Here is a 10,991-nt window from a genome sequence, read left to right on the forward strand (position 1 = left end):
TTTTTTACTTTGATTCATATAATCAGTTCAGCATTTTATACTCACTGGGAGAAATGCCTACTTTGGTTTTGAACAGTCTGGTGAAATGCTGTGGGTATTTGAAGCCCAGGTCATAGGAAATTTCACTGATTGATTTCCCCTGATCCATGATCTGTTCTTTGGCTACATCAATTAATTTATTGTGGATCAGCTCCTGCGGAGATATTCCCAGTTCTTTTTTTATCAGGTCTCCAAAATAGTTGGCAGACAGGTTCAGCTTTTCTGCAAAATAATTGACCATCGGAAAACCTATATTTTTAGGATTCTCAGATTTTAAATAGTCATCCACAAGGTTTTCAAACTTACCAATCACCCCCTGATTGATGTGATCTCTTGTAATAAACTGGCGGTCATAAAAACGCATGCAGTAATTTAAAAACAGTTCAATATTATTAACAATTAAAGATTTGCTGTGTTTATCAATTGCCTGCTCCAGTTCAAGTTTAATATTTTTAAAACATTCCAGAATGATTTCCCTTTCTTTTTCAGAGAGATGTAAAGCTTCATGTACATCATAAGAAAAGAATGAATACTCTTTTATATGTTTCCCTAAGTTGGTTCCCTTTATTAAATCTGGGTGGAAAATTAAAGCGAACCCTCCGGGCTGAATGTATTTATCTCTGTTGTAAATTCCGTACGTTTGTCCGGGAGCAATGAAAACCAATGTTCCTTCCTGATAATCGTAGCTGTTTTTTCCATACAGCATGTCTCCACACATCACATCCTTCAGAAAAACAGTATAAAATCCAAATTTCCTTTTATACTGGCAGATAGGATCAGATTTGGAAAAATCTATGACACTTACCAGCGGATGCAGGGTTTCATGATTGGCCATTTTATTGTATTCCGAAACGCTATTATAGATTTCAACCTCCTGATTTTCCATTGAATGAATTTTAATTCTTAATCAAAATTACTACTTTCTCAGGGAACTGAAATTGTGTCTGTAAAATTGGTAAGTAATTCGGTAATCTGTATAAGTTCGGTTTATCTGAAAGTTTCGAATTTTGTACCGTTATGGAAACTTTTAATTCAAACATTTTTCCGAAAGGAGAAAAAGCCCCCTCCGAGTATTTTTCCGGAGGAACAGCGTGGGTTCATATTCTGAAGCCCAATGAAAACGAACTGAACTGCCAGATCGGAAATGTCATTTTTGAACCGGGATGCAGAAATAACTGGCATTCTCACAGCGGCGGACAGATTTTAATCGTAACTTCAGGAACAGGATTTTATCAGGAGAAAGGGAAACCTACGCAGGTTTTACATCCGGGAGACATTGTAAATATTCTTCCGAATGTCATCCACTGGCATGGCGCTGCTCCTGAAAGTGAGTTTACTCACATTGCCATCAACCCTAATACCCAAAAAGGTATTGTAGAATGGCTGGAACCGGTAACGGACGAGGAATATAACAACTTATAACATACACTTACTAAAAACTTAAACTAAAAAAATGAGCACATTTACTGTAAAAGCTTACGGCGCAGAATCCACTACGGCGGATCTGAAAGAAATGAACATCCAAAGAAGGGAAACAACGGCTAAAGATGTAGAAATTGAAATTCTATATTGCGGAGTATGCCACTCTGACCTTCATACTGCAAGAAACGACTGGGGTGGAACGGTCTACCCTGCTGTTCCGGGACATGAGATCGTAGGAAGAATCACGAAGGTAGGCAACGAAGTTTCTAAATTTAAAGTGGGAGATCTTGCAGGAGTAGGATGCATCGTGGATTCATGCGGACATTGCGAAAGCTGCCAGCATGATCTGGAACAATACTGCCTGAATGGATTTACCGGAACGTATAACGGGAAAGATAAGCACCTAGGAGGTCATACTTTCGGTGGATATTCTCAGAAAGTAGTGGTAGATTCCAACCATGTATTAAAAATTCCTGAAAATCTTGATCTTGCAGCTGTAGCCCCTCTTCTTTGTGCAGGAATTACAACATGGTCACCTTTAAGACACTGGAATGTAGGTCCGGGATCAAAAGTAGCTGTTGTAGGACTGGGAGGTCTGGGGCACATGGCAATTAAACTTGCCAAAGGACTGGGTGCTGAAGTGACTTTATTTTCAAGAACTCCCGGAAAGACAGAGGATGCTAAACAATTAGGGGCAGATCACGTAGTGATTTCAACGGATGATGCACAAATGGAATCTGTAAAAGGGAAATTTGATGTGATCATTGATACAGTTCCTTATGTACACGATGTCAATCCGTACGTTTCCACTTTAACTATTAACGGAACTCATGTTCTTGTAGGCTATTTAGGAGGTTTAGAGCCTATTCTGAATACTGTTCCTATGATCATGGGAAGAAAGTCAGTAGCCGGTTCTGTAATCGGTGGTATTGCTGAAACTCAGGAAATGCTGAATTTCTGTGGAGAGCACAATATTGTTTCGGAAATTGAAATGATCAAAATGCAGGATATTAATGAAGCGTATGAAAGAATGCTGAAAAGTGACGTGAGATATCGTTTCGTAATTGATATGCAATCTCTGTAATATCTAAACAGTATATTTCAACATTAAGACTCTTCCTCTGTGGAGAGTCTTTTTTGTTGATCTATTTTCAGATCTTGGCTAAAGCCCATTCTTATTGATTTTTCGCAATATGAACAGAACCATTGTACACCTTATTTATACTTTCCATCCATATCCTGAAATGCCCAATCTGCGAGAGATGCAATCACAGGAATTAATCCTTTCCCGGCTTTACTGAGTTCATAAGTAACATGAGGCGGAATTACAGGTTTGGCAGTTCTTATAACTAATCCGTCCGCTTCCAATTGTTTCAGATGCTGAATAAGAACTTTTTCAGTAACAGCAGGGATAGCCCGCTTCAATTCACTGTATCTTTTTCCCGCGTCTGACAATTGATAAAGAATGATCGGCTTCCAATAGCCGCCAATCTTTGACATCACATAGGTAACGGGGCACTTGTCCAATGCATATTTTTTGTTTTGCTGGATGGTAGAACTTTCTTTAATGGCTGTCATAGTTACATACTTTAGGGTAAGTACTTGTATAAAAGTAAGTGCAAATATAACTTTGTTCTCGGAAATAAAAAAATATTTATTATGAAATCGCTGTTCCAGAATCAATTTAAAAATCTTGATACCAAGCGATTACATATAACCATTCAAAAACAATAAAAAATTCACGTATGAAAATTGTAATCACCGGATCGCTAGGAAATGTAGCTAAACCTTTAACACAACAACTCATTGCTGCAGGGCATAATCTTACAGTAGTAAGCAGCAACGAGGCCAGAAAACAGGATATTGAATCGTTAGGAGCCGTGGCCGCAATAGGGTCTATAACTGATGTGGATTTCTTAACAAAAACCTTTGAGAACGCAGATGCCGTTTTTGTAATGACCCCTCCTGCCATCAGTCAAACCAATATTATTGAAAACACTACAAATGCAGGAAAGAATTATGCTGAAGCATTAAAGAAAGCCAATGTGAAAAAAGCGGTAATGCTAAGCAGTATAGGAGCAGCATCTCCTATCGAAAACGGACCTATCAAAGGACTTCACCATATTGAAAATTTATACCGTGAGGTAGAGAATACTTCCTTTACATTTTTGAGAGCAGGGTATTTTTATAATAATTTTTTCAATGATATTCCATTGATACAAAATGCAGGAATCATAGGCGGTAACTACCCTGAAAATGCAGAAATTCCCGTAGTGCATCCTAATGACATAGCAAGGGCAGCTGCGGAAGAACTGGTAAAAAATGAAAATGGCAACAGTATCCGATATATTGTGGGTGATGTCCGCAAAGCTTCTGATTTTGCAAAAGTGTTAGGAGCTTCGGTAGGAAAGCCAGAGCTTCCGTGGGTTGCATTCTCTGATGAAGATGCATTAAATGGTATGCTGCAGGCAGGTTTGCCAAAGGATATGGCTGAGTTGTATGTGGAAATGGGACTGGGAATAAGAACCGGAATAGTACAGAAAGATTTCATTGAACATGGATCGCCTGTTACCGGAACTATCAAGCTGGAAGATTTCGCCAAGGAATTTGCAGGGAAATTTTAATTAAATTTTAAACAAAGGCATTTTTGCCACGAATACAAGAATTTCTTGCTGTATTAAAAAAAATAAGTGTAAAAAAAAGAGATTGAATATTTAATTCAATCTCTTTTCATTTTATTGTCTGATACTAAAAAGCTAATTCTTTTTCTTTAGCCTTAATCTATCATTGTTTCTTTTCTTTCAATATCCCTTTCAGTACTTTCAGCTTTCCATCAATAGGCTGATCAATTTTCAATCCTAAAACTTCAGCCACCAAAGGATAGACATTGATGTTTGCAAATTCGTCAATTACCATATTATTTTTTAATTCGGGTCCCCATGCATAGAATGTTGCTTTCATTTCCGGAACAACTCTTGGATTATAACCATGTTTTCCTACTGAGGTTTTCTTTCCTTTTTCTAAAAATATTTTCGGTGCTTTAGGCATCAGAAGGATCTGCCCTATTCTGTCATACTTATCATCTTTTGTTGCAAAATGCAGATATTTCGGCAGTTTTTTATCCAAATAAACTTCGTAGTCATCTGTTTTACTTCCTTTCAGTTGTTTATAAACAGATTTTACCTCATCCGGATTTTTAACATAAACTCTTAAAAGGGTCTGTGAATTGTAAAAGTCAAATCTGTTTTTATCAAAAAGAAGAGCCGGAATTTCCAATGGAGTTCCACCATCTACTTTAATCATTCCGTGATCTGAAACAAAAACGAAGTTAACATCTTTTAATCCCAATCCGTTTACTTTTTGTACCAGGTCACCAATTGCCTGATCAATAAGATGGACAGCGTTTTCGGTTTCTTTTGTATCCGGTCCGTAATGGTGTCCGCTTCCATCTACTTCGGGAAAATATAATGAAATAAAGTGCGGCCTTTTATCTTCAGGTAACTTCAGCCAGTTTACTACTTTTTCTATTTTTTCGGAAGGGGTGAACTTTTCATGATAAGGATAATAGTACGTTGGTCTTATTCCTCCGGCATCACTCGCTGAACCTACCCACATCAGAGAAGCAGATACCATTCCTTGTCTTTCTGCCAGTCCCCAAAGAGGAGTTCCTCCATACCAGCTTCCGTCTTCTGCATTTTTCTTATTACTCATTGCATAAGTTTCTTTCCTTTTATAGTCATAAAAGAAATTATCAATCAGGCCATGGTGGGAAGGATAAAGTCCGGTGATCAGGCTCCAGTGGTTAGGAAATGTGATACTTGGATAACTTGGAATCATTGCTTTTGCCTGTACTCCGCTATTGGAGAGCTTCAAAAGATTCTCCGCATTGTACTTCTTTGCATAGTCATAACGGAACCCATCCGTGGAAATCATAATAACGTAAGGTTTCGACTGTGCTTCTGTACTGTTTTGGCGGCCCGGTACAACTACCTGAGCTGTGTCAATATTGACCTGTTGTGCAAAAACCGTAAAGGAAATAAGCAGCAGTAAAAGGTGTATTCCTCGCTTCATTGTCTAAAATTTTCCGCAAAGTTACATTCTATACTTCTCCCTGAAAAGTTTAGGAGGTTAAAAGTATATTAAAACGTGTTATTTTAAATTTTAAAATATCTCCGGTATTAAATATTACGTTTCATTTCAAACTGTGATAACCAATTGTTAAGTCCGATCGTTTTTTCCAGGAATGTGTAAGTATTTTCAGAGGTATCATGCACATTGTTGAAAGCTATTGTCTGGCCTTCACTTATTTCTTTTATTCCATCAAAAAGTCTTGTGCCGATTCCCTGGTTTCTATGGTTTTTATCTACCGCAATTTGATATATCTTTCTGGAGAAAGGATTATAAATGATATAACCTATAAGTATTTCATCTCTGAAAGCTCCCAATATCAGACAATCTTTCAGCATATCTTCAAGAATAAAAACAGAACCTTGCCAGGATGGTTCAATATCCCAGAAAGGCATAAATTTGTCCCATTGTAATGCTGTCAGTTCTTTTATAGTAACGGTTGTATTTCCTTTTCCTGAATTAATATTTCCATTAAAACAATTTAGTTTCCTTACCATTGTAAAGCCCAAATTTTCATAAGCCCTGATAGCTGCCTGATTTCCTTCAATAACTTCCAGAAGCAGGAGATCCGCACTTCTTTCTTTCAATAGAGGAATGATAAAGTCATACATTTTCCTCACCAATCCTTTACCTCTGCTTTCCGGAACGACACCAGTACCTCCATTGTAGATTGTTTTCTCTCCATTTTCAATTTTTTCAGCCTGAAGAATAAAGCTTATCAATCGTCCTTCCTCAAATGCGCCGACAGAGATATTCCTGTCCAATTTTTCAGCTGCTATCTTTGAAATAAGCACCTCTTTTGTTAAATAGAAAGGAACAATATAATCAGAAAACGAATGGTTGAACACAGATAAAATTTCATCTATACTTGTATTTGCTAATGTTTTGAACTCCATTGATATTTTAAATTATCAGATTAAAAATCACCATCCTATAACATGATCTTCTTTGCAATCCGGGTATACACAAATATATGGATTTTACAGCAATCCGCTGGAATCGGTACTTTAAGAAAAAAATGATACCCCTGAGAAATCAGAGGTATTCATTACTACATATTTAAGGTGTATTAAAAAAATTATTCTTTAATCAATTTTTCGTAAGAGGTGGTTCCATCTTTAATCTGAATTTCAAGATAATAGCTTCCTGTTCTCAGATCTTCAACACTGATATTTTCACCATCCGGTCTTACTGACTTCACTTTTCTGCCAGTTGTTTCATAGATATCAATGGATTTTATCTTATCAGCATTTTTGAAATTTACAGTTGTTTTAGCAGGATTTGGGTAAAGGCTTACCACCTTGCTATTGACTGTAATTTCATTGGTAGATAAAGTAGCTGTTGTCATTGTTAATGAGGCATATCCTCTTCCTGCATCATGATACCCTAAAGTAGTCCCTCCACTTTTACGAGAATAGAAAATATTGATTGCCCCTGCAGAATTAGGAATGGCAAAGTCTCCTGCTCCTCCGGAAAGCGATCTTGTGGCTACAACTGTTCTTGTAGTTCCGGATACTGTATTGGAGGTTTCTGTCCAGTCCTGAGAAGGATCAGCTGTAGGTGTTGTCATTCCGATGAATGTATAATCCCTGTTCGCTGAAGAATTATAGATAAACCCGTCTGTACCAGGAGCCATTCCCCCGCTGCTTGATCCGTTACCTCCAAATCCTATCCCCAACATCGAATTGCTGTCTCCCGTCACCGTAAGAGTTACTCCTGTAGGAGTAGTATCCAATTTCACCGTCATGGCTGTTGCCGGCAAATTTACCGTTCCCGACGAAAACTGAGCCCAAACCAAGTTGGCCAGAGCTAAACTGATTGTAAGTAGAGTTTTTTTCATATCAATTTTTTAAAAGATTTATAATTTCCTTGTTATTGGTTTGCAATGCATATTCAAATGGAGTCATACCCGCTGAATCTTTTTTTGTTTTGTCTGCTCTATATTGTATCAGCAGCTCTACCAATTCTTTGTTTCCAAATTTCACAGCCCAAAATAAAGGGGTATATCCTGTAGAATCAGCAATATCAGGATCTGCATTTTTCTTTAAAAGGTTTTCTGTAAGTTGTTTATCGTACTTCACTGCAAGACCTGCCAATGCCGTTCCTTCGCGGCTTTTATAGTTGACATCTTTTACATGATCAATCAGAAATTCAGCAACTTCTGTATTTCCTCTGTAACAAGCTAAAATAAGGGGAGAAAAACCATTTTCATTAACCAGATTGATGATGTCGGGGTTCTGCTTCATCAGCTCCTTTACTTCGGTAACAGTTCCGGTTCTTGCAATATCAAAGATTGATTTTCCCTTTTCCTGAGCAAATAATAATGAGCTCAGGAATATTCCTAAGATTAAGACTATATTTCTCATTGTTTTACCATAGCATAGTTATAGTCAACATTTACATTTTCTGCAACTTTTTTCATAACCATTTTAGGAATGGTTACTTTATAATCTGCAGGTTTTACAACAAAACCTCCCTGCATATAGATTTTACCGTCTTTTGAATATAGGGTAGCTGCCGAAGAAACCGCTTTATCTACCCCATGAAAGTTGAGAGTACCCTGAATAGTATATTTTTGTGGACTCTCAGTAAGCTTAGTTTTGTCGAAGTTGACTATTTTTCCTTTGAATGTTGTTTTTGGATATTTAGCCGTCTCAGCATAGCTTTCATTGAAATGTTCTTCCATTAGTTTTGTTTTAAAATGAAAGTTTTTGACCGTTGAAACGGATGCCATCTCGCCATTATCCGCATTTAGAATGACAATATTATTATCATCCAGAGCATAAATATCATCAAATAAAGGCACTGAGGCTTCGAAGCTTACTTTTCCCGTTTTCGAGCTATATTTCTGTGCTGAAGCATAACTGGCAGAAAGCAGTAATACGCTTAATAATACTAATTTTTTCATATTAATTTTTTTAATTTTCCGTTAATCCGTCTGTTTTCCATTTTATAAAAATATTAACCTGTGTTGCAGACAGCGAACCTCCCTGAGGCATTTTTCCGGGAACACCATTGGCTCTTTGGATACGGTCCAGAATTCCGTCAATATTATTTTTCACCTGATCATAAGTAACCAGTGGTTTAAAGCTTGCCGCAGAATGACAGCTTACACAGTTATTATCCATAATCGGTTTTATGTCTTCTGTATATTTTACCGGTACTATAATGGGTGTGTTATCTGAAATCTCTTCGTAAGTTGTACTCTCACAGGCTATCAGTAGAGTTGCTGCTGATGCTAGCAGTAATAATGTTAACTTTTTCATATTAAAAAACTCTATAAAGATTAAACCCAAAGAAAATATGTCCTTTTCCCCAATTTCCTGCCGCATTGGTAAGGTATCCGATGTCAGAATTGATCTGGGAATTTGTAAGTAAAAGCTGGAAAACATGTCCCCCGGTTTCTATATCCACTCCTAATGATAAAGGATTTTTATAAAAACTGTGATCATCAAAATTCACAAAGTATTCTGCATTTACAGAAATTCTTTTTGAAATTTTATAGCGACCTCCAAGGCCTGCCAAAAACTGATTTTTATTTTCAATAGAGGGCTCATAAAGATTTTTATGAACGTAAGAAGGGGTAAGCTGTAATGAAAGTTTATCACTGAATCTTCTTGAGATCAATGCCTGTGTAAGGTAAGAAAGCCTGTCACTGAATTTAAGGTAGGGATAGGCATCTTTGCTCAGCTCAGTATTGGTTGCCATTACATTGTAACCTACAATATCTACCGGAAAGTTATCACTTTGCCTTACCAGTCTGTATTTCACTGCTCCTTCAAAGGTTTTCAGGTTGGTTTCTCTGGACAGACTCACTGAGACAGCATCCGAAATACCATAGATAACCCCCAGCTTGGTTGAAGCATGATCCAGGCCAAAAAAGTCTTTAAATCCGGCACTTATATCTCCGAATCTGTGGGCAACAATAATATACCATTCTTTTTTAGCTGCCAATTTCGTAGACTGTCCTGTAACAATCTGAAGTGCTTTGAAAGCAGGCTGCGAATTTTCTGTGCTGGTTTTCACCGTGTCAATACCTTTCAGCAGATCTTCCTGTGCGAAGACAAGACCTGATGAAAGTATCGACAAAAATAAGAGAGTTTTTGTCATATACAATTTGAATTAAATTATGATATGACAAACTTATAGAGATCTCAATTCAAAAATAGGTGATAAAAGTCACCGAGGGAATCGTTTTTATCAATAATAGATATAAGCTTTTCAAACAATTTAAATTAGCCTATTCTAACATTTTCATTTACAGGAACTTTTATTCCTGACTTGGTCTGCAAAATTTCACCTTCATTTTCAATTTTTTTCATAACCCGGCTTACAACTTCTCTGGAAGTACCTAAACTGCTTGCAATTTCGCGATGGGTTAGCTTGACAGGATTGTTTCCTGTGGATGAAATCTGTTGTTTAATATAGTTCAGCACTCTTTTATCTAATCGGTGGAAAACAGCATCATTCACCATATTCATAACTTCTGAAAACCTACGGTCATACTCATGGTAAAAAACTTTATTGATCTCCGGAAATCTGATGAGCCATTCATGTATGACAGAAACGGGAATCAGGAGTGCTTTAGAGTCTTCTTCAGCAACAGCATATACTCTGCTGATATAATCTGTCAGAATAGATGAAAAGGTCATCAGACAGCTGTCTTTGGGCTTGATATAGTAATAGATAAGTTCTCGTCCGTCATTAAGTGTAAAAACCTTAATAGAACCTTTTATCAGGAAAGGAACAAACTTATTTTTCTGTCCTTCCCTTATAATTTCAGTTTTTGCTTTTATATCTATTATAACAGCGTGTTTTTCAAGTTCAGACAAGAAATCAGCCCCTAAAAACCCAAATTTACTTACCACGAATGAGTTATCAATCATATTTAATATTTTCTACTTTTTCTGAAACAAATATATAAAATTGATATATTGTTATTATATAATTTTGTTTTATTAAAAAAAATTAACAATTAGATAAATTCAATTTGTTTCTGTAATTACTTATGGGCAGCTATGAACAAAAAATGCCCCGGTTTTCCGGGGCATTCTATTTTATTGTAAAAGAAATCTTAAGCTTGTACGTTGTTTCCTCCTAATACGAAAGGCTCAACTTCTTTGATTTCTCCGAACTGCTGCTCGTAGTTAGCAATGTTCTGCTGAAGAGCACTTAATACTCTTTTAGCGTGAAGTGGAGCAAGAATAACTCTTGATCTTACTTTAGCTTGCTGAACACCTGGCATCAACTGAATAAAGTCTACTACAAATTCAGATGGAGAGTGGTTTACCAATGCTAAGTTAGCATAGATACCAGCAGCTACCATTTCGTTTAATTCGATGTTGATGTTTCCGTCTTGTGGATTTTGATTGTTGTCCATTGTTATAAATTATGTTTTTAAA

At 36.7% G+C, this 10,991-nt stretch carries 14 protein-coding genes; 3 read left to right on the forward strand and 11 right to left on the reverse strand.

All coding sequences use genetic code 11. The annotated features are described in order from the left end of the window. Positions 1-22: 22 nt before the first annotated feature. Positions 23-925, reverse strand: coding sequence for a helix-turn-helix domain-containing protein (locus tag LF887_RS20710; protein ID WP_236856169.1), 903 nt, complete (start codon positions 923-925; stop codon positions 23-25). Positions 926-1,056: 131 nt separating this feature from the next. On the opposite strand from LF887_RS20710, the gene LF887_RS20715 reads away from it, so the two are divergent. Together LF887_RS20715 and LF887_RS20720 are read left to right on the forward strand one after the other, a co-directional pair. Then, on the forward strand, positions 1,057-1,461 hold the full coding sequence (locus LF887_RS20715; RefSeq protein ID WP_236856170.1) for a cupin domain-containing protein: 405 nt from the start codon (positions 1,057-1,059) through the stop codon (positions 1,459-1,461). Between the two features lie 31 nt (positions 1,462-1,492). Beyond that, positions 1,493-2,545 (forward strand): NAD(P)-dependent alcohol dehydrogenase, encoded by a 1,053-nt coding sequence (locus tag LF887_RS20720; RefSeq protein WP_236856171.1) that lies wholly within the window; start codon positions 1,493-1,495, stop codon positions 2,543-2,545. Between the two features lie 131 nt (positions 2,546-2,676). On the opposite strand, the gene LF887_RS20725 is transcribed toward LF887_RS20720, so the two are convergent. Further along, a complete protein-coding gene (locus LF887_RS20725) occupies positions 2,677-3,039 on the reverse strand; it encodes a winged helix-turn-helix transcriptional regulator (RefSeq protein ID WP_236856172.1) in 363 nt (120 codons plus the stop codon). Positions 3,040-3,206: 167 nt separating this feature from the next. Between LF887_RS20725 and LF887_RS20730 the strand changes: the two genes are divergently transcribed. Next, entirely contained in the window at positions 3,207-4,085 is an 879-nt protein-coding gene (locus LF887_RS20730) for an NAD(P)H-binding protein (protein WP_236856173.1), read from the forward strand. 160 nt (positions 4,086-4,245) lie between these two features. Here LF887_RS20730 and LF887_RS20735 read toward each other — a convergent pair whose 3' ends face one another. The 9 genes from LF887_RS20735 to LF887_RS20775 all read right to left on the reverse strand — a co-directional run bounded on the left by LF887_RS20735 (position 4,246) and on the right by LF887_RS20775 (position 10,969). Next, positions 4,246-5,532 (reverse strand): ectonucleotide pyrophosphatase/phosphodiesterase, encoded by a 1,287-nt coding sequence (locus LF887_RS20735; protein WP_236856174.1) that lies wholly within the window; start codon positions 5,530-5,532, stop codon positions 4,246-4,248. Between the two features lie 107 nt (positions 5,533-5,639). After that, a complete protein-coding gene (locus LF887_RS20740) occupies positions 5,640-6,485 on the reverse strand; it encodes a GNAT family N-acetyltransferase (RefSeq protein ID WP_236856175.1) in 846 nt (281 codons plus the stop codon). 182 nt (positions 6,486-6,667) lie between these two features. After that, entirely contained in the window at positions 6,668-7,429 is a 762-nt protein-coding gene (locus LF887_RS20745) for a T9SS type A sorting domain-containing protein (protein ID WP_236856176.1), read from the reverse strand. 1 nt (position 7,430) lies between these two features. Further along, positions 7,431-7,955, reverse strand: coding sequence for an ankyrin repeat domain-containing protein (locus LF887_RS20750; RefSeq protein WP_236856177.1), 525 nt, complete (start codon positions 7,953-7,955; stop codon positions 7,431-7,433). Next, on the reverse strand, positions 7,952-8,497 hold the full coding sequence (locus LF887_RS20755; protein WP_236856178.1) for a YceI family protein: 546 nt from the start codon (positions 8,495-8,497) through the stop codon (positions 7,952-7,954). The genes LF887_RS20750 and LF887_RS20755 overlap by 4 nt, the downstream gene beginning before the upstream one ends. A gap of 10 nt (positions 8,498-8,507) precedes the next feature. Further along, the gene (locus tag LF887_RS20760; RefSeq protein ID WP_236856179.1) at positions 8,508-8,855 is read right to left on the reverse strand and encodes a hypothetical protein; all 348 of its coding nucleotides are present in this window, start codon (positions 8,853-8,855) and stop codon (positions 8,508-8,510) included. Position 8,856: 1 nt separating this feature from the next. Next, positions 8,857-9,699 (reverse strand): DUF5777 family beta-barrel protein, encoded by an 843-nt coding sequence (locus tag LF887_RS20765; protein WP_236856180.1) that lies wholly within the window; start codon positions 9,697-9,699, stop codon positions 8,857-8,859. Positions 9,700-9,824: 125 nt separating this feature from the next. Further along, entirely contained in the window at positions 9,825-10,475 is a 651-nt protein-coding gene (locus LF887_RS20770) for a Crp/Fnr family transcriptional regulator (RefSeq protein WP_236856181.1), read from the reverse strand. A gap of 188 nt (positions 10,476-10,663) precedes the next feature. After that, a complete protein-coding gene (locus LF887_RS20775; protein ID WP_027375539.1) occupies positions 10,664-10,969 on the reverse strand; it encodes a DUF3467 domain-containing protein in 306 nt (101 codons plus the stop codon). Positions 10,970-10,991 lie beyond the last annotated feature (22 nt).

Origin of the sequence: Chryseobacterium sp. MEBOG06, from assembly GCF_021869765.1 — a bacterium.
GTDB lineage: Bacteria > Bacteroidota > Bacteroidia > Flavobacteriales > Weeksellaceae > Chryseobacterium.